The sequence below is a fragment of the Odoribacter sp. AF15-53 genome (assembly GCF_003479425.1).
Lineage (GTDB): Bacteria > Bacteroidota > Bacteroidia > Bacteroidales > Marinifilaceae > Butyricimonas.
In genome coordinates this window covers 917,899-935,916 of the sequence record NZ_QUHC01000001.1, presented here as the reverse complement: position 1 = coordinate 935,916, position 18,018 = coordinate 917,899, and the positions used below count along the sequence as shown (strand labels likewise).

Here is an 18,018-nt window from a genome sequence, read left to right as displayed (position 1 = left end):
TTTTTTAATGTAATAATAATATGTTTTTTCCTTTTCCCTCGGCGCATTTTTTACAATACCCCTTGTAATAAAGGTGAATTTCAGTGATAGTCAACTCCCCCACGCCTTCCAGTTGTATTGCCTCTTGGTTCTCTATCGGGAGATCGTACACGCACCCGCATCCCAAACACATGAAATGGGCGTGACTTGTCGTGTCAATATCAAAACGCACGTTTTTCTCGTCAATTACAAGCGCTTTTACGGCTCCTTGTTCCGTGAACAATTTCAACGTATTGTACACGGTTGTTTTTGACAACGTGGGAATCGTCGGATATAAAGCATTGTAAATCTCGTCAGCCGTGGGATGAATCCGGTTAGCTATCAAGAAATCCATGATAGCCATTCGCTGCATTGACGGCTTGATGTTATATTTCAGCAAATACTCTCTCGTATCTTGAACTGTATTCATTGTTTATTTGTAATTGTTACAATTTTATATCGAGTGCAAATATCGTTATCTTTTTTATAAATGCAACACTCACTTCCTTTTTTCGAGAAAATTTAGAACTGTTCTAATTAGAGAATCTATCTGATTTTTTTTGTCTAACCCGGTATATACCAATCCAATATTTTATAGATTTGCACCATGTTTTTTATAGGACCATCTACGAACATATTTGTTTACTTGCTTGTTTCTGCATTCTTCGTGATATGTTTTTATTCACAAAACGAAACAAAGCTCCCGGATGCACTTCCTGGATACGAGACTGTTGCGACCTATAAAGTGAACGAAAACGAGGTCTATTATAGTTACCGGACTACGGAAAAAAAAGACACGGCTTCTAAAAAAGAACTTCCCCGCGTAAGTGTAAAAAATGATCCGTCAAATATCAGACGATATACTTGTTTCATATACAAAGATCCCAATCTCTCTATAACAGCCCTTCGGGCTCCCCCGGTAGTTTGATTCAGAGCCACATACTTTCACAAAGTGTAGAATAAAACAGTATATTTTAATCAAAAACAACATCCATGCGGATAATATATAGCACGTTGCTATTGACTTTTATGTCCGGTTGTTTATTTGCACAACGGTCGCAGACCGTACAGACAAATGATTCAACGTTCAATGTCATCAAGCAATTAAAAGAAGTCGTTATCACGGCAGAGAAAAGAGAATTGTCTATCAGCGAGATTCCCATAGCCCTTAGCGTGATCAGTGGTAAAAACCTGTTGAACGAGAACAACCCGGACCTCCGAAACTTATCGGGAATTGTCCCTAATTTTTACATGCAGGAAGGCGGGCTAAAACTTTCAACCCCACTCTACGTCCGCGGAATCGGAACTGTATCGGGAACTCCTCCCGTGGGATTATATGTTGACGGTGTACCGATCTTTGATAAAAACGCTTTTATCTTTGATCTTTACGACATCAAACAGATCGAAGTGTTGCGAGGTCCGCAAACAACCTTGTATGGGCGAAACAGTATTATCGGATTAATAAATATCCGAACCAACCCACCTGCCACGAAATTTTCATTACAGGCAAAAGCCGGGTATTCCAGCTATAATTCACAAAATTATATGGTTATGGCGAACCTTCCCATCGAAAAAATTTTGTATAACAAACTGTCATTTGCCTATAACCGTACCGACGGCTATTTTAAAAATGACTTTACCGGGGGTAAACCAAACAAATCCGATTCGTACGACATCCGCTACCAGGCAAGCGTATTCACGGATGCCTCTTGGAAAATCGCTTTCGGCGTGAATTACAATCATAGCTTTGATGACGGTTACGCCTACCATGCCATTGATTCACTGAAAGTACATCGTTATCGGGTAAATTACAATGCGGACGCCTCCTACAAACGGGATTTATTGTCTGCCAACGTGAATGTACAAAAGCATTTTTCGCGAACCACGTTAAACTGGATAACTTCTTACGCGTGGTCCAAAGACAAGCAGGAACTCGATGCCGATTTCACGTATCACGATGTATTCCAGAACGGTAAAGAGTCCAATCAAGACCTGATCACGCAGGAAATCAACTATCAATCCACACAGGGAGAAAAAATGGATTGGACGATCGGGAGCTTCGGGTTCTACAAGGATTTGACGAACGACTATTTGGCAACTTTCGGAACAGAACGTCACCTGTTGCTTCCCTTGGACTTGGATCAAGCCGCGTATTATAACAATACTTCGACTTGGGGAATTGCCGGGTACGGGCAAATCACGCTGAAAAACCTTCTACCGGGATTGTTCGTCTCGGCCGGGATCAGGTATGATTACGAGAAAGCCTCCCTTACCTACCGGGATAGCCTGTTATTTCACGGGGCCAGTAAATTGGAAGGCTATCATGATTGGGACGAAGACCACTCGTACGCATCCTGGTTACCCAAGTTTTCCATTTTACAAAAATGGAACGAAATGTTATCAACTTACGTGAATGTTTCCAAAGGTTACAAAGCCGGGGGATACAACATTATTTCTAATGAGATGACCACTCAAATCGTGAAACTGGACTACAGCAAAGAATCTTTGTGGAATTACGAGATCGGAGCCAAATATTTTAGTCCTAACGGACGTTTTAACATGAACGGGGCTCTTTTCTATATTGACTGGAAAGATCAGCAGATTTTCGTGATGGAAATGATGGGTCCGATCATTAAGAATGCGGGAGATGCACGAAGCCTAGGGGCAGAAATCGACCTGAGCTGGGAATGTATGCCACAATTGATTTACTTCCTCTCTTCCGGTTACAGTAACTCGGAATATTACCATCATCTAACGAAAGAATACGAGGGTAATAAGATAGTGATGGCCCCGGAATTCACGATGAACACGGGATTCGCATATTCCAAGAATGTAAGATCATCTTTGTTTAAAACTTTCATGGCGAATACATCAGTCACCGGTTTCGGAACCCAATATTTCGACGAGGCGAACACGATGAAGCAAAAACCTTATTTCTTATGGAATTTAGATTTGAGTGTTTCCGGCAAACATATAGACTTCCACGTGTGGGGGAAGAACATTCTTGACAAGGCATTCTTCTGTTATATGTTCAACAGTCCGGTTGGTAGGAATTTGCCGGAATACTTGCAGTCGGGACAATCCGGAGCACCATCTCGCTTTGGAGCTTCAATAACTATAAAATTATAATTTTAATAATACGCGATATGAAAAACAAATTAATTTACTTAGTAGCCGTGCTATTGACGGTATGTACATGTTATTCTTGTAGTGATGATGATGATAAAGACACGGAAGATTTAACCGGGACTTGGAAATATGAAAATTGCCATCTAGTATTTGATTATCAAGATGCAAACATTCAATTGCCGGAAGGCGTCGATCTGGGTTTTATTAATCCGGCATTAAGTGGACTGACGGCAGTTCCTGCAAATCTCGCAGCCGGATTCTTGAAAGAGATTGCAAATGATAAAATGAGTGATTATTTCACCGGTATCAAGTTTGTCTCGAATTCGGAACTTGAGATTATGATGACCATGGACGGAAAAGCAGCCTCTTTAAAGGCAGCCTACGTCGTACAAAACAATGTAATCGGGGTCACGATTGATAAAGATGCTCTTGAAAAAATTGCACAAAAAGAAATTAACATTCCGGAAATCAGCTTGATATATAAATTTGAAGACGGAAATTTGATTATGTACTTGAATAAAGTCGCTGTTCAGGGAATGCTTCAAACGATGTTGCCCATGCTTGTAAATCAAATTAAGCCGGATGCCACACCCGCAGAGATTGCAGGTATTACCGCCTATGTCACGGGAGTAATGAATAAAACAAATACGCTTGAATTCGGGGTTATTTTAAAACGGTAGAAATAAGCCGGAAAGTAAAATTTAAAACACCCCAAAAAGTCCGATAATGATTTTTTGGGGTGTTTTAGATTCGTTGTCACCCCCAAAAAAGGACTCCTCCCTCCTGTATTCACGATAATAATCTTTACTTTCCTATCCGAAAAAAAGAAAATCATATTTTTTGTCTAAAAATGAAACCTCTTTTTACATTTTGTCGTATCTATCTAATAGAATTAGTAAATTTAAAACAGTTTAATTTTAAAACATAAGGATATGAAAACAGAAGAGTACAAAGATCTAGACGTGCTAATGTCATCGGATATTATAAATGCAAGAGGTGAAGACAACAAATTTAAATTACCTCCTCTCCCCTATAAAGAAAACGCATTAGAGCCTTATATTAGTGAGAGAACCATTCAATACCACTATGGCAAACATCTTGCCACTTATATCACGAACATGAATAACTTGATCACCGGAACCGAATTCGAGAAAATGTGCTTGGAAGGTATCGTGATGAAATCCGAAGGTGGTATATTCAACAATGCGGCACAAACTTACAACCATATATTCTATTTCGAGGCTTTCCAAGCTCACAACGCAACGAAAGTTACCCCAACGGGAAAAGTGAAAGAATTAATTGATAAATCATTCGGTAGCTTTGACGCCTTCAAAGAAGCTTTTGCTAAAGCAGCCACTACCTTATTTGGTTCAGGATGGGCCTGGTTGGTTGTTGACAAGAGCGGTAAACTGGAAATCGTGCAAACTGGTAACGCTGATACGCCACTGAAACATGGTAAAAAACCAATTTTAACGATTGACGTTTGGGAACATGCCTACTACTTGGATACTCAAAACGCAAGACCGAAATACATCGAAAATTACTGGAATATTGTAAACTGGGACATCGTAAACAAACGATTAGGATAAAAGAAAATCGGGAGCTTTGCTCCCGATTTTTCTTTATTATTTATCGAATGATTTCCATTTCATCAATCAGGTGTTGAGCACCCGCATATTTGTCTATGATAAAAAGAACGTAGCGAATGTCAACAGCGATATTCCGACAGATTTCCGGGCTATATTGCATATCCGACATCACTCCTTCCCAAGCACGGTCGAAGTTCAGACCTATCAGATTGCCTTCCGCATCCAACACCGGACTACCGGAATTTCCTCCCGTGGTATGATTTGTCGCGATAAAACAAACTGGCACTTCCCCGTCTTGCGTGTAAGGTCCGAAATCACGATTCTTGTACAAATCCCTTAATTTCTGGGGAACATCATAATCGTAGATATTCGGGTTATCTTTTTCCATAATACCTTTCAAGGTGGTATAATGCGTGTAATACACGGCGTCAGTAGCATGGTATCCGGCCACTTTCCCGTAAGCAATTCTCAAGGTTGAATTGGCATCCGGATAGAAAGTCTTGTCGGGTTGCATGTCCATCAATCCGGCCATCCACAAACGATTCAAAGATTTTAGTTCATTCTCGATCTTGCTTAATTCCGGACGAATTTTCTCTGAATACAACGTGTAAATACCCGTTGATAATATTATAACCGGGTCTTTTTCTAATTTTTCGATTGATTTAGCCGATAAATGATCAATAAACGATAATAGCTGTTCTTTATTCGTGAAAAGTGATTTCTTGAATATATCCGCGGCGAAACGGTCGTACGCGTTATTCTTGGCGTATTTCGGACTAAGGCGTACAACGGAAGGAATCCACTGATCACCTACTTCCTCGTTATTATACAACTTCAACATTTCCGTCAAAATCTGTTGGTCCGTCGCCACGTCATAATCTTTGTAGAAAGCCTCCACGTAATCTTTCAAAGACTGTTTCAGCTTATCCTTGTCTTCAAATTTATCATAGTTTTCCAAAGCCTGTTCGATCCCACGGGCAAACTTGATAACTTCAGCTCCTCCCAACCCGGCCTCGGAAGCATAGGCTGCAGCCAGTATATATTCCCGGCGGGCATCATATAACCCTTTAAAACGATCGGTCAAACCGATATATTTTGTTTTCCCGTTGCTTTTTGCCCAGTTTTCAAAATTCCTTTCCAGAATTCTCTTGTTGTCAGCCGTGCTGAAACGATCCAATCCTTTAATTTCTCCCTGCCATTTTTTCCACGCGTTTGCCACGCTTGCCGCTTTCGCCGCATATTTGATGCGCAATAATTCATCCGATTCCATGGCAGCGTTAATCACATCAAGTTTCGCTGTCCGGATTTTAATCTTGTGCGGGTCCTCTACCGAGGCGATTTGATCAATAGCATAAGAGGTCAAATATTCATTTGTCGTTCCCGGATAGCCGAAGACCATGGTAAAATCACCTTCCTGTACCCCCCGTGCTGAAATCTTGAAAAACTTAGCCGGTTTGTAAGGTACATTACTTCCGGAAATCGCTGCCGGTTCATTGTCCGCTCCGGCATATATCCGAAGCACGGAGAAGTCTCCCGTGTGGCGCGGCCATGTCCAGTTATCCGTGTCGCCCCCGAACTTACCGATGGCGGAATTAGGAGCCCCAACCAAACGTACATCCCGAAAAATTTTGAACACGGACAGGAAATACTGGTTCCCGTTAAAATACGGTTTAATGTTTGCTTTCAAGTTCGTACCTTTGACTGCTTCAGCTTCTAATTTACGGCATATATCTTTTATTATTTTGGCACGCTCAGCCTCCGGCATCTCGTCCTTCACGGCTGCATTGATTTTATCCGTCACGTCTTCCATACGCACCAGAATAGAGGCCGTGATATTAGGATTAGTTAATTCATCCTTTTGAGTTTTAGCCCAGAAGCCATCTCTCAAATAGTTATGTTCCAAGCTGGAATGCGCTTGAATCATCCCGAACGAGCAGTGATGATTGGTGATCACTAGCCCCTGATCACTCACGATTTCTCCCGTGCAGAAATGATGAAACGGGGAATCTTCTCTTCCCAGCCCGATCACGGCGTCTTTCAATGATGCCTGATTGATATCGTAGATATCTTCTGCCGTCAATTTAAAACCGGCTTTTTGCATGTCTTCTATGTTGTATTTCTTCAACAACATCGGAATCCACATTCCCTCGTCTGCCAAACTCGGCAAGGCTATCAGAATGAAAGCCAAAAAGCATAATGCAATTTTTCTCATTTACTGGTATTTTAAAATGTTATTTATTATTAGAATTGTAATTTTCGCAATGTTTCATATAATTTCTGCACGGGTAATCCCATCACGTTATAGAATGATCCCTCTATGCGTTCGATCCCAATGTACCCGATCCATTCCTGGATACCGTAAGCCCCTGCCTTATCAAAAGGTTTATATGTATCCACGTAAAACTCTATTTCTTCGATAGATAATGTTTTAAAAAATACGTTTGTCAATGCCGAAAAGGAATGTTGTTCCGTGCGGGTTGTCACGCTTACTCCCGTGATAACCAAATGACGGTTTCCAGATAACTCCTGCAACATACGGATCGCATCGGTACGATCTACGGGCTTACCTAAAATCTTATCGTGAATGCAAACTACCGTGTCAGCTGTCACCAACACCTCGTCAGGCTTCAACTCCCCCCGGAATGCTTCCGCTTTCACCCGCGATAAATATTCCGGTACTTTTTCTAAAGCCAATTCACGAGGATACGTTTCCTCGATATCTTTTAGCCTGATTTCAAAAGTAAACCCTGCATCTTTCATTAACTGCTGTCTTCGTGGCGACGCGGATGCCAATATTAATTTATAGTTTTTAATTGAATACATTTCCCTATTATTCACATAGTTTACAGAACACGCTCACCCCTATACACAAAACCATGATTAACCGGATCATCCGTAATTGGAATTTCATCCGGTCGTTTTTTAATACCGAGTAACCATACACTAGATACGGGATAATCAGAGCGATAACAAAATAGCTCCATATTACCGGAGTACAAATAAAGCCTACCAGTAAAAAAGCGATCAAAGAAAGAATTGCGACGGCTATCAGGGCGATAATGATCTTCCGGGTTGTCGGGATTCCGTACTTCACGGGCAGGGTGACAATATCATCAGCCCGATCACCATTAATACTGTATATATCTTTGTTTATTTCATAGATCAACATGTTGATAAAAAGGAAGAACGAGAAGCATAACGTCCAGTTAAAAACGTATGCAAAGCCCACGTGAGTCTTCAACACGACTTCCGAATAAACATCACTTAGTAATGGGATTTCAAAGGTAATCACCGTAAGCGGTATCAACCCGGCTAAAACGGCCACGACCAGATTTCCCCACAAAAAACGTTTTTTGATCCGAGAAGAATAAAACCATAATATCAAGGATATCAGTAAAAATAGCAACACGATCTCACCGTGATTCACTTTCCATGCGAGATAAGCGGCTATTCCAACGGCCACAACATTCAGAATCGAATGAAGGGTAATGGCTGCCCGACGACTGATCGTTTTACCCACGATTACGGGTCTGTTACCGGAAATCCGGTCTGCTTTCGTGTCGAAATAATCATTTATCACGTAAGCGGCTGAAACTAGACAACATACCGCAATTACCAAAAGAGAGAAATCCCCGTCCGGCATTTGTAAGGTGAACCCCGCCTTGTCCAACACGGGCTGGATGACAAAAAAGCGCATGGCATACATCGTGAATGCCGTGAACGCTATTGTTCTGAGTCGTATTAACTTGAAAATTTCCAACATCTGATATTATTTCATTTTCAAATTCTTAGATTTTAGAATCCCACGATTACATACATTTCACGTAACAGTGAGTATCCATCCATTCGCCTTTGGCTTTTAGCACCTGAGCGACAACATCCCGCACACAACCGAGTCCTCCCGGCGTGTCTGAAATGTAACGTGAAATGGCTTTTATTTCCTCGCACGCATCCGAGGGACACACGGGCATACCCACGATTTGCATGACATTGTAGTCCGGTATATCATCCCCCATGTACATCACGTTCTCCGGATCAAGATTATATTTTTGAAGAAACTCGTTCAAGGCTTCCACTTTATTGGCAACCCCAAGATACACGTCCTTCACGCCTAGTTTTTCAAAACGTTCCCGAACTCCTGGAGCCTGTCCCCCTGAAATAATACAAACCGGATAACCTTTCTTGGTACAATACATCATGGCGTAACCATCTTTCGTACAAGATGTACGTACCAAATCACCCTCTGAAGTGATATTCATTTCGTGACGGGAAAACACTCCATCCACATCAAATGCGAATGCTTCAACCTTTTTTAATTCTTCCTTGAACAACTTCATACTATATCTTTTTTATCTAGTTTACCACAATGTGGGCATATCAATTATTTCTATCGGGGGGATCTTTTGTTCTTCCGTATCTTCTTTATCCTGAGATTCCCGGATAGCCTCCGATAACATCGTGTATATTTTCAATAACTCTTTATCTCCTTTCAGCATGTTTTTGTGCATACTCATGATACTTTCATCCCCTCGTCTGGCCGGTCCCGTCTGGGCTTCTTCCGGACTTAATAGCATCACCTTGTGGGCTGTCTCGAAAATTAACGGACGCAACATCGAGAAAGGTAATCCACTATTTTCTAACAATTTTCCGGCCACACTATACAAATAATTCGGGAAATTACAAGCGAAGACTGCGGCCAGATGCAATTCTTTACGCTGGGCAGAATTGATTTCGTATATTTTATCCGATAACTTTTCTGCCATTCTTTTTATTCTACTCAGCACGGAAGCGCTATTCCCTTCAATACACAAGGGGATTTCCCTGAAATCCAATTCCCTTTTCTTGGAAAAAGTCTGTATAGGGTAAAGTACCCCGTAGTGCCGAGCGAAAGACTTGAAAACATCTATAGACTGACTTCCGGAAGTGTGCAAAATCAACGCATCATCTTTCATTCTAATCGTCTTAACAATAGAAGGTAGCACGTCATCACTTACACTATATATATAAACATCTCCATCCGGGTAAATTTCGTTGATTTCTGCCGTGTATGAAATACCGGTCTTCATTCCCAGTTGCCGAGCCGCATCAAGCGTCCGACTGTATATCTGGCACAAATTCTCTCCCGCTTTCAAGAGAGCGGCAGCTAAATGATGAGCGACGTTTCCGGCCCCGATCAATATGATTTTATCTTGTTGTTCCATCATTAATAAGCGATATTTTTAGGAGGTAACACACCACTTTTAATAGCTTCCAAAAGTCGTTCACAAGCATTGCATATATCTTCATAGAAAACCTCGGAAATTAAAACCAGCTTACCGTCTGCCATCTGTAAATGTTTATATCCTTTGGTATTCTCCGCTTGATTCAACAGGATCAAATCGTTTCCCGGGATAAAAGTGTGCGTCATTTGGTTGCGAAGTTTATCATACAAGAAACAATTGTCATTCAACAAACGATAACGCCCCCCGAATAGTTTTTTCACGCCTAACGAAAAACGTTTGGCAGACTGTCCTTTGGCTTTCATGGGTTTGTTGTCCAAGAAACTTCCCAAAACTTCAATAGCTTGTCCCATAATAACAAATTGCATGTATGACAATCCCACTCCTTGCAATTTAGCAATCTCATTTACAACGACTTCTTTTAGGAAATGCTCTATTCGTTCTATTTGTTCTCGTGTTTCCATATATCAGCCAAAAGTAGCGTAAATTATCGAAAGTTACAAGACATATCAGGGCAAACGCTTCAAAACGCTTTGCCCTTCAAGTCAAAAGTTTGTAAAGTTCATAAAGTCTGTAAAGTTAATGGACCCTACGGGCGCTTTGTCCACGATAGCTAAGCTGTCGGTAAGCCTCGTCCGAAGGACACTCGTTACTTTATGGACTTTAGATGCCAAGGCATGACTTTATGGACTTTACGGACTAGTACGAAAGCGTTTTGACGCATTTGCCTTAATCTTCCGACAAATTTTCTGAACATTTCCGGGAATATAATCGTTTTAAAACATAAATTCGCGATCCATGAAAGGAGATAAACACATGATGCTATTTAATAATAAACCGATTGATAATAAAGAATATTCTGAAGAAATATTAAATCAGGGACTCAGTATTTACGAGGTATGTCGAGTTTTTAGAGGGAAGGTTATATTTCTGAATGATAATCTATTGAGACTTGATAATTCAATCAAAAAATCAAGTCTTGACATTAATCTGAAGTCTTTGCATGTGGAAGACAAGTTAAACCGGTTGATTCAACTTGAAAATATCAAAGAAGGTAATATAAAATACGTACTTCGGATCACCTCTTCCGGCATTGATGAATACGTGTACCAGATAAAACATTCTTATCCCGCCGAAGAGGCTTACCAACACGGAGTTGACACGGTAACCTGCCGAGCCATGCGAGAAAATGCAGAAGTTAAATACATCAATTCCGGTTTACGAGAAATGACGAATCAGATTTTACAGGAAAAAGGTGTTTACGAGGTTTTACTGATCGACGAGGACGAATGTATCACAGAAGGTTCTCGCTCTAACGTATTCTTTATCCGGGATAACACGTTGTATACGGCTCCTCTTCCCTATGTATTACCCGGAACCAGCCGAAAACGGGTACTAAATATCTGCCAGGAAGACAAGCTCAACGTTATCGAGAAATGTGTGAATTATAAAGATATCGCGACTTATGAAGCGGCCTTTATCACGGGAACTTCCCCACTGGTGTTACCCATTGCCCGAATTGATGGAATTGCCTTTAATCCGCATCATCCGTTGCTGATGAAAGTTATGGAACGTTACTTCGATTTACTGAGTAAGAATTTTTAAGGGTGTTTTACATGCAATTATTTTGAAAGCACACACTTTTTTATTAATATTGCCCACGTAATGTTCTTTTGTCATAGAATATTACGTTTTTTTCTTTTAATTGCATGTAATGAAATACACGATATTAGTTATACTATTCTTTCTAATCATCAGTTTTAAACCCTGGAAATCTTACACGGAAGAGATTCAGGTAGAAGAAGATATTCCTCAAGACACGCTTACCGTGGCCATTCACGATTTGTTCAATAATGAATATTCAGATCTTATTGAAACAAAACGTTTAGATCAAACCATTGAACGTTTTATGAATCAATGGGAAATAAAAGGAGCTTCTTTGGCAATCATGAAAGATGGCAAGTTGATTTACAGTAAAGGTTACGGTTATGCCGACGAGGAAAATGACGTGAAGACCGACGTGAATCATATTTTCCGGATTGCTTCTGTCTCCAAGTTAATCACGGCGGCAGGGATCATGAAACTGGTTGAAAACGGGAAACTATCTTTAGAGGATAAAGTTTTCGGTGAAGATGGAATATTGAACGACACGACACTTTATGCTCCAATAAAAGACAAGCGGACAAAAAGCATCACCGTGGAAAACCTGTTGCGTCATCAAGGCGGTTTTACCAATCGTATGGGTGATCCCATGTTCTGCCCGGTAGATATCGCAAAAAAAATGGATGTCCCCGCTCCTGCAGACCTGAACACGACAATCAAATTTGTTTTATCCCGACAGCTCGGCTTCACCCCAGGGACAAGTACAAGTTATTCTAACGTGGGTTATGCCATTTTATCCAAGATTATAGAAGAAGTAACAGGAGAAGATTACGAGCATTTTATTCAAGATAACGTGTTATTTCCTGCGGGATGTTACGATATGCATCTGGCCCATAATCTTTACGAAGATCGTTACCAGAACGAAGTGAGATATTACGAACAAGCTGATGCCGATCTGATTCGTTCATGTGATGGCAAAGACACGCTAGTATATCGTTGTAATGGTGGAAACAATATAGAAGGACTTTACGGAGCCGGAGGTTGGGTTGCCTCTCCTACCGAGTTATTACGCTTTCTTTCGGCGATTGACGGCGACGATCTATACCCGGATATACTTTGTAAAGAAAGCGTGGAAACCATGACGAAATGCGAGAAAAACGCCCTGCCCATCGGTTGGATGAACACGAATGCCCGGGGAGATTGGTGGCGTTCTGGAACTTTAGCGGGTACAAGTGCCATGTTAAAGCATCAACAGAATGGTTTTAGTTGGGCATTTGTCACGAACACGAGTAATTGGACTGGTCCCCGCTTTCCGCATAAGATAGAGGATATGATGGCCCGGGCCATGGATCGGGTGAAAGAATGGCCAGACAGGAATTTATTCGACCCGGATTATTGCAAAGCATTTGAAGACGCGAAGAAGCTATTGGCAAACGAAAAAAGTATTACCTCGACATCTGTGTATCCCGATAACATCTGATGTATGATTTTACTCGATCGTGATATTATTTTAGCTCCCAATGCATTTAAAGGTAGCTTGAATGCATTTGAGTTTTGTAAAATTTTATCTACCGAACTTGAAGAATGCGGACTCCACACAATTTCTCTTCCCATGGGGGATGGCGGTGACGGTACGGCCGAAATTATAGCCTACTATCTAAAAGCCGCTCCGATCAAAATATCTACCCGGGATGCACTTGGACGTGAACGCCTTGCTTCATATTATTTAAAAGGCGATACGGCGATAATAGAACTGGCGGAAGCCTGTGGCTTGAAACATCTAAAAAGAGAAGAATACGACATCTTAAACACGAATACGGGCGGATTTGGCATACTGATCAACCACGCGATTTCACAGGGAGCAAAAAAACTCATTCTATGTGTCGGGGGAAGTGCCAGCGTAGATGGAGGAACAGGAGCACTTCGGGAAATGGGTTTGACAATTGTAAAAGAACAAGAGATTTACAGGAACGATGTTCTAGATATTAAAGATATTAACACGAGGGTCTTACAGCAACGGTTTAAAGATATCCACATGACTATATTATGCGATGTTGACAATCCGCTTTGTGGCCCGGAAGGAGCTGCCGCCGTATTTGGTCCACAAAAAGGAGCGTCACAAGAACAAGTTGTCATGTTGGAACAACAATTATGCAAGTGGGCCAATCTATTAAAAGTACATACCGGGCAAGAACTCCTTCAATTAAAGCATGGTGGTGCTGCAGGAGGAATAACCGCAGCCATGTTCGCCCTGTTAGGAGCCCGTCTTGTTTCCGGTTCCGAATATTGCCTTTCTCTCTCCCATTTTCATGACCATCTCCCTCATGCCGGGGTCGTGATTACCGGAGAAGGCAAAATTGATGTACAGTCACTCTATGGCAAGATTCCGGGAACGATTGCCTCCTTGTGCCGGGAGCAAAAAATCCCGGTTTACGCCGTGGTTGGATTAGCGGAAAAACAGGCCATTCCTTTCTTTGACAAAGTATTTACAATGACCCAATATGCCCGTACCGTGCATGATTCTATTGCAAATGCCCCAGATTATCTGAAAATCATAGCTCAAGCCATAATTGACACTCTTTATTCATCCGCTTATTCGGATTGATTCTCTATAAGAAATAAATTATCACTTTTTCTTTGAGTTTTGCTTACAATTTATAAATTTTGCAGCCTCAAAACGTGCGAAAAAGAATAATTATTAATATTAAAAATAACAATTAACACTATGTCATTTAAAATTCTTGCGATTAACCCCGGTTCAACATCTACAAAAATCGCTATCTTTGAAGACGAGACCGAGAAGTTTGTAAAGAACATCAAGCATTCTGCAGAAGAAATCGCTAAATTCGAAAACGTGGCTTCACAATTCCAATTCCGGAAAGACATCATCCTATCCGAGTTGAAAAATGCCGGTTTCGATATTAACGAAATCAATGCTATTGTTGGAAGAGGAGGTTTAGTTAAACCTATCGAATCCGGTGTATATGAGGTGAATGAAGCGTTGATAAATGATTTAAACAATCCTCCTCTTGGTGAACACGCTTCTAATTTAGGCGGGTTGATCGCAAACGATATCGCAAAGTCTTTAAACAATGGTACAAAAGCATATATCGCTGACCCTGTTGTAGTTGACGAATTGCAAGATGTTGCACGTTTGACGGGACATCCGGAGTTTACCCGGGTATCCATTTTCCACGCTTTAAATCAAAAAGCTATCGCCCGTACCTACGCGAAGGAACTCGGAAAGAAATACGAGGACATTAATTTGATTATCGCCCATTTGGGGGGTGGTGTTTCTGTCGGTGCACATGATCACGGTCGGGTAATTGACGTGAACAACGCTTTGGACGGAGACGGTCCATTCTCTCCGGAACGTTCGGGAGCCCTCCCTACCGGACAATTGGTAAAACTTTGTTTCAGCGGTAAAAAGACAGAAGCAGAAATAAAGAAAATGTTGAAAGGTGAAGGTGGTCTGGTGGCTTATCTGGGAACAAACGACGCTTACGAGGTGGAAATGAAAGCCATAAAAGATCCGAAATATAAATTGGTACAAGATGCCATGTCATACCAGGTAGGTAAAGCTATCGGTGAAATGGCTGCCGTGTTGAAAGGTAAGGTAGACGGAATCCTGTTAACAGGAGGTATCGCACACAACCCCTTCCTCGTAGATTACGTGAAAGAAATGGTCGGTTTCATCGCCCCAGTGAAAGTATATCCGGGTGAAGATGAAATGAGAGCCTTAGCCATGAACGGATTAATGGTTCTTCGTGGAGAACTCTCCGGAAAAATTTACAAGTAATATAAGTTAGGATTAGACAGTAAATTGAAAGTCCGGGATCATTAATTCCCGGACTTTTTCAAAATAGGTTGACGAATTGTTCCATTATTCGTAATTTTGCATAAATTAAAAACCAAAACAATAAAATGAAAATTTCTATTTACTTCCTTAAAACGTTAAGTTTAGCATTTGCGTTTATGTTTTATAACAATTGTTGGGCAAAAGAGCCTGCTCCACAAGAACAAAAGGCGAAAATGAGTAAAGCAGAAAAAAAGGTTCAAAAAAAAGCAGAGACTTTTTTCTCTGATTACTTAGCTGGTAAAGTAAAAAAATTTGATGATAAGACCTCGATTAAACAATCTGAGGTGAAACAAATGCAGCATATTGTTTGGGAAGCATGGAAAAATGCTAACAATAATTTTGCAGAACAAAAATTAATTGATCTTGGGAAATTAGCAAGAGGGAAATCAGGACATTGGAATCTTCCGGCCGATCTGGAACCCAATGCTGTCATGCCCTATTATTGGGGAAGTAAAGGTGAGACGGCCCCCGAGGACGGTTATTCTTTATACTTGTACACGCACGGATCGGGAGATAAAAGTAGCGAATGGAAGACGGGACTTGCCATATGCCAGAAATTTGATGATGCTCCATCCATCTACTTTATACCGCAAATTCCCAATATGGGAGATTATTATCGCTGGTGGCAGAAGGCCAAACAATTTGCTTGGGAAAAAATGTTACGTTTAGCCTTTGTTTCCGGGAAGGTTAACCCGAACAAAGTATATTTCTTCGGAATATCCGAGGGTGGATACGGTAGTCAGCGTCTGGCCTCATTTTACGCCGATTATCTGGCAGGAGCCGGCCCCATGGCAGGTGGTGAACCCTTAAAAAATGCACCTGCTGAGAATTGTCGGAATATTGCTTTTTCTTTACGGACCGGAGCGCTCGACAGAGGATTTTACCGGAATAAACTCACGCAATACGTGAAAAATGAATTCGACCGGTTAGAGAAATTGAATCCGGGAAGTTTCATCCATAGCGTTGAACTGATCCCCGGTATGGGGCATGGTATTGATTATCACCCCACTACCCCCTGGTTGAAACAATATACCCGTAATCCCTATCCGAAAACGGTAAGTTGGGAAAATTTCGAGATGGATGGAATATATCGTAAGGGATTTTACAACCTGTTCGTTACGGAACGTTCGAATGATGATACAAAATCCAGAACCTATTACGAATTAGATATAAAGGGAAATAATATTGATCTTAAAGTTGATCTTGTAACTTACAAACCGACTGAAATAGATCCGAATTGGGGAATAGAATTAGCATTCGAAAAGAGCTATCAACCAGCAACAAAGGGAAAAGTAATGATTTATCTATGCGAAGAGTTAGTAAATTTGGATAAAGAAATCACGTTAACAGTTAACGGCAAAGAAGTTTTCAAGGGAAAAGTAAAACCGGAACTCAAACATATCGTGAATAGTTGTGCAGCATTCTTTGATCCCGAGAGACTTTATCCGGCAGCAATAGAAGTTGATCTTACGAAATAAAATACTTCACAATAGGCTATCGAAATCAAACGATAGCCTATTTTCAATTTACACGTTAAGCAAACAAACCTAAACTCCTGCCCATGAAGAAAATCATTCTATTCCTTTGCCTACTGACGGGAACTATTACAGCTCAAAATACCAATAAGGGAAAATTCACTGTTCTCCAATGGAATATCTGGCAGGAAGGAACCATTATTCCGGGTGGTTACGATGCAATTGTAAATGAAATCGTTCGTCTAAAACCGGATTTCGTAACTTTCAGCGAGGTTCGTAACTACCACAACACCCGTTTTTGCGACCGGATCGTGCAATCCCTGAAAGAAAAAGGTGAAACTTATTATTCTTTTTACAGTTACGATAGCGGACTTTTAAGTCGGCATCCGATCACGGATTCTACCACCGTTTTTCCAGAAAAAAACGATCACGGAAGTATTTACAGAATGACTTCTCACATTGACGGGCATAAGATCGCAATCTACACGGCACATTTGGATTACTTGAACGATGCTTATTATAACGTGCGCGGTTACGATGGCTCTACCTGGAAACCCATCCCCATCCCTCAAACCGTGTTAGAAGTATTAAAAGTTAATGATGCTTCTTTACGGGATGATGCGATCCGTGAATTTATTGCAACCGCAAAAAAAGATATTGCCGAAGGTACAATAGTCATCCTCGGGGGAGATTTCAACGAACCCTCTCATTTGGACTGGATTCGGGAGACAAAAGACCTTTACGACCACAACGGTTTAATTATCCCGTGGACGGTGACATTAATCCTAGATAATAACGGTTTTATTGACACGTACCGTACTCTTTACCCCAACGTGCTGGATTATCCCGGCTTTACTTTTCCTGCTGATAACCCTCTAAGACCGGTAGAGAAACTAACATGGACACCAAATGCAGATGAAAGAGAACGTATTGATTACGTGTTTTATTACCCTCATAAGAACCTGGAATTGGAAGATGCCATTATCTTTGGTCCCAAGGGAAGTATCGTCAAAAGTCAACGTCTGGAAGAAACCTCGAAAGATCTATTTTTAAAACCTGAAGGAACTTGGCCCACGGATCACAAAGGTTTACTAGTCACATTCAAACTTGTAAAATAAATCGGGAGG

17 protein-coding genes are annotated in these 18,018 nt (G+C 41.1%); 10 read left to right on the top strand and 7 right to left on the bottom strand.

Annotated features, from left to right (window positions below):
• Nucleotides 1–4: 4 nt before the first annotated feature.
• On the bottom strand, nt 5–448 hold the full coding sequence (locus DWW52_RS03775) for a Fur family transcriptional regulator (RefSeq protein ID WP_118714110.1): 444 nt from the start codon (nt 446–448) through the stop codon (nt 5–7).
• Between the two features lie 177 nt (nt 449–625).
• On the opposite strand from DWW52_RS03775, the gene DWW52_RS20990 reads away from it, so the two are divergent.
• From DWW52_RS20990 to DWW52_RS03755, 4 genes are all read left to right on the top strand, one after another.
• A complete protein-coding gene (locus tag DWW52_RS20990; protein ID WP_118714109.1) occupies nt 626–946 on the top strand; it encodes a hypothetical protein in 321 nt (106 codons plus the stop codon).
• Nucleotides 947–1,011: 65 nt separating this feature from the next.
• The gene (locus DWW52_RS03765; protein ID WP_118714108.1) at nt 1,012–3,147 is read left to right on the top strand and encodes a TonB-dependent receptor; all 2,136 of its coding nucleotides are present in this window, start codon (nt 1,012–1,014) and stop codon (nt 3,145–3,147) included.
• A 17-nt stretch (nt 3,148–3,164) separates the two neighbouring features.
• Nucleotides 3,165–3,827: a hypothetical protein gene (locus tag DWW52_RS03760; protein WP_118714107.1), complete on the top strand. Its 663-nt coding sequence runs from the start codon at nt 3,165–3,167 to the stop codon at nt 3,825–3,827.
• 252 nt (nt 3,828–4,079) lie between these two features.
• Entirely contained in the window at nt 4,080–4,736 is a 657-nt protein-coding gene (locus DWW52_RS03755) for a superoxide dismutase (protein ID WP_305036203.1), read from the top strand.
• A gap of 40 nt (nt 4,737–4,776) precedes the next feature.
• Here the strand turns inward: DWW52_RS03755 and DWW52_RS03750 are convergent, their stop codons facing one another.
• From DWW52_RS03750 to DWW52_RS03725, 6 genes are read right to left on the bottom strand one after another with little or no spacing between them, the layout of a single operon-like run.
• Nucleotides 4,777–6,948: a S46 family peptidase gene (locus DWW52_RS03750; protein WP_118714106.1), complete on the bottom strand. Its 2,172-nt coding sequence runs from the start codon at nt 6,946–6,948 to the stop codon at nt 4,777–4,779.
• 29 nt (nt 6,949–6,977) lie between these two features.
• A complete protein-coding gene (locus DWW52_RS03745) occupies nt 6,978–7,559 on the bottom strand; it encodes a Maf-like protein (RefSeq protein ID WP_118714105.1) in 582 nt (193 codons plus the stop codon).
• Nucleotides 7,560–7,566: 7 nt separating this feature from the next.
• Nucleotides 7,567–8,499 (bottom strand): geranylgeranylglycerol-phosphate geranylgeranyltransferase, encoded by a 933-nt coding sequence (locus DWW52_RS03740; protein ID WP_118714104.1) that lies wholly within the window; start codon nt 8,497–8,499, stop codon nt 7,567–7,569.
• A 46-nt stretch (nt 8,500–8,545) separates the two neighbouring features.
• Nucleotides 8,546–9,073, bottom strand: a complete 528-nt coding sequence (locus DWW52_RS03735) for an HAD family hydrolase (RefSeq protein WP_118714103.1) — start codon at nt 9,071–9,073, stop codon at nt 8,546–8,548.
• Between the two features lie 21 nt (nt 9,074–9,094).
• Entirely contained in the window at nt 9,095–9,940 is an 846-nt protein-coding gene (locus tag DWW52_RS03730) for a Rossmann-like and DUF2520 domain-containing protein (protein WP_118714102.1), read from the bottom strand.
• Nucleotides 9,940–10,419: a hypothetical protein gene (locus DWW52_RS03725; RefSeq protein WP_118714101.1), complete on the bottom strand. Its 480-nt coding sequence runs from the start codon at nt 10,417–10,419 to the stop codon at nt 9,940–9,942. The genes DWW52_RS03730 and DWW52_RS03725 overlap by 1 nt, the downstream gene beginning before the upstream one ends.
• A 334-nt stretch (nt 10,420–10,753) precedes the next feature.
• Between DWW52_RS03725 and DWW52_RS03720 the strand changes: the two genes are divergently transcribed.
• The 6 genes from DWW52_RS03720 to DWW52_RS03695 all read left to right on the top strand — a co-directional run bounded on the left by DWW52_RS03720 (nt 10,754) and on the right by DWW52_RS03695 (nt 18,009).
• Complete coding sequence (locus tag DWW52_RS03720; RefSeq protein WP_233556682.1) at nt 10,754–11,560, top strand: aminotransferase class IV; 807 nt, start codon at nt 10,754–10,756, stop codon at nt 11,558–11,560.
• A gap of 109 nt (nt 11,561–11,669) precedes the next feature.
• Nucleotides 11,670–13,037: a serine hydrolase gene (locus tag DWW52_RS03715; protein WP_118714100.1), complete on the top strand. Its 1,368-nt coding sequence runs from the start codon at nt 11,670–11,672 to the stop codon at nt 13,035–13,037.
• Nucleotides 13,038–13,040: 3 nt separating this feature from the next.
• Nucleotides 13,041–14,162 (top strand): glycerate kinase, encoded by a 1,122-nt coding sequence (locus tag DWW52_RS03710; RefSeq protein WP_118714099.1) that lies wholly within the window; start codon nt 13,041–13,043, stop codon nt 14,160–14,162.
• A gap of 120 nt (nt 14,163–14,282) precedes the next feature.
• Complete coding sequence (gene buk, locus DWW52_RS03705) at nt 14,283–15,356, top strand: butyrate kinase (RefSeq protein ID WP_118714098.1); 1,074 nt, start codon at nt 14,283–14,285, stop codon at nt 15,354–15,356.
• Nucleotides 15,357–15,589: 233 nt separating this feature from the next.
• Nucleotides 15,590–16,894 carry a hypothetical protein gene (locus DWW52_RS03700; protein ID WP_233556680.1) on the top strand — a complete coding sequence of 435 codons (1,305 nt, stop codon included), beginning with the start codon at nt 15,590–15,592 and terminating at the stop codon, nt 16,892–16,894.
• Between the two features lie 83 nt (nt 16,895–16,977).
• On the top strand, nt 16,978–18,009 hold the full coding sequence (locus DWW52_RS03695; RefSeq protein ID WP_118714096.1) for an endonuclease/exonuclease/phosphatase family protein: 1,032 nt from the start codon (nt 16,978–16,980) through the stop codon (nt 18,007–18,009).
• Nucleotides 18,010–18,018 lie beyond the last annotated feature (9 nt).

Excerpts from the sequence above, each read along its gene's own strand:
- DWW52_RS03695 (WP_118714096.1), top strand. The coding sequence starts at position 16,978 with ATGAAGAAAATCATTCTATTCCTTTGCCTACTGACGGGAACTATTACA.
- DWW52_RS03730 (WP_118714102.1), bottom strand. The coding sequence starts at position 9,940 with ATGATGGAACAACAAGATAAAATCATATTGATCGGGGCCGGAAACGTC.
- DWW52_RS03765 (WP_118714108.1), top strand. The coding sequence starts at position 1,012 with ATGCGGATAATATATAGCACGTTGCTATTGACTTTTATGTCCGGTTGT.
- DWW52_RS03700 (WP_233556680.1), top strand. The coding sequence starts at position 15,590 with ATGAGTAAAGCAGAAAAAAAGGTTCAAAAAAAAGCAGAGACTTTTTTC.
- DWW52_RS03760 (WP_118714107.1), top strand. The coding sequence starts at position 3,165 with ATGAAAAACAAATTAATTTACTTAGTAGCCGTGCTATTGACGGTATGT.
- DWW52_RS03745 (WP_118714105.1), bottom strand. The coding sequence starts at position 7,559 with ATGTATTCAATTAAAAACTATAAATTAATATTGGCATCCGCGTCGCCA.
- DWW52_RS03725 (WP_118714101.1), bottom strand. The coding sequence starts at position 10,419 with ATGGAAACACGAGAACAAATAGAACGAATAGAGCATTTCCTAAAAGAA.
- DWW52_RS03740 (WP_118714104.1), bottom strand. The coding sequence starts at position 8,499 with ATGTTGGAAATTTTCAAGTTAATACGACTCAGAACAATAGCGTTCACG.
- DWW52_RS03710 (WP_118714099.1), top strand. The coding sequence starts at position 13,041 with ATGATTTTACTCGATCGTGATATTATTTTAGCTCCCAATGCATTTAAA.
- buk (WP_118714098.1), top strand. The coding sequence starts at position 14,283 with ATGTCATTTAAAATTCTTGCGATTAACCCCGGTTCAACATCTACAAAA.
- DWW52_RS03720 (WP_233556682.1), top strand. The coding sequence starts at position 10,754 with ATGAAAGGAGATAAACACATGATGCTATTTAATAATAAACCGATTGAT.
- DWW52_RS03750 (WP_118714106.1), bottom strand. The coding sequence starts at position 6,948 with ATGAGAAAAATTGCATTATGCTTTTTGGCTTTCATTCTGATAGCCTTG.
- DWW52_RS03775 (WP_118714110.1), bottom strand. The coding sequence starts at position 448 with ATGAATACAGTTCAAGATACGAGAGAGTATTTGCTGAAATATAACATC.
- DWW52_RS03735 (WP_118714103.1), bottom strand. The coding sequence starts at position 9,073 with ATGAAGTTGTTCAAGGAAGAATTAAAAAAGGTTGAAGCATTCGCATTT.
- DWW52_RS03715 (WP_118714100.1), top strand. The coding sequence starts at position 11,670 with ATGAAATACACGATATTAGTTATACTATTCTTTCTAATCATCAGTTTT.
- DWW52_RS20990 (WP_118714109.1), top strand. The coding sequence starts at position 626 with ATGTTTTTTATAGGACCATCTACGAACATATTTGTTTACTTGCTTGTT.
- DWW52_RS03755 (WP_305036203.1), top strand. The coding sequence starts at position 4,080 with ATGAAAACAGAAGAGTACAAAGATCTAGACGTGCTAATGTCATCGGAT.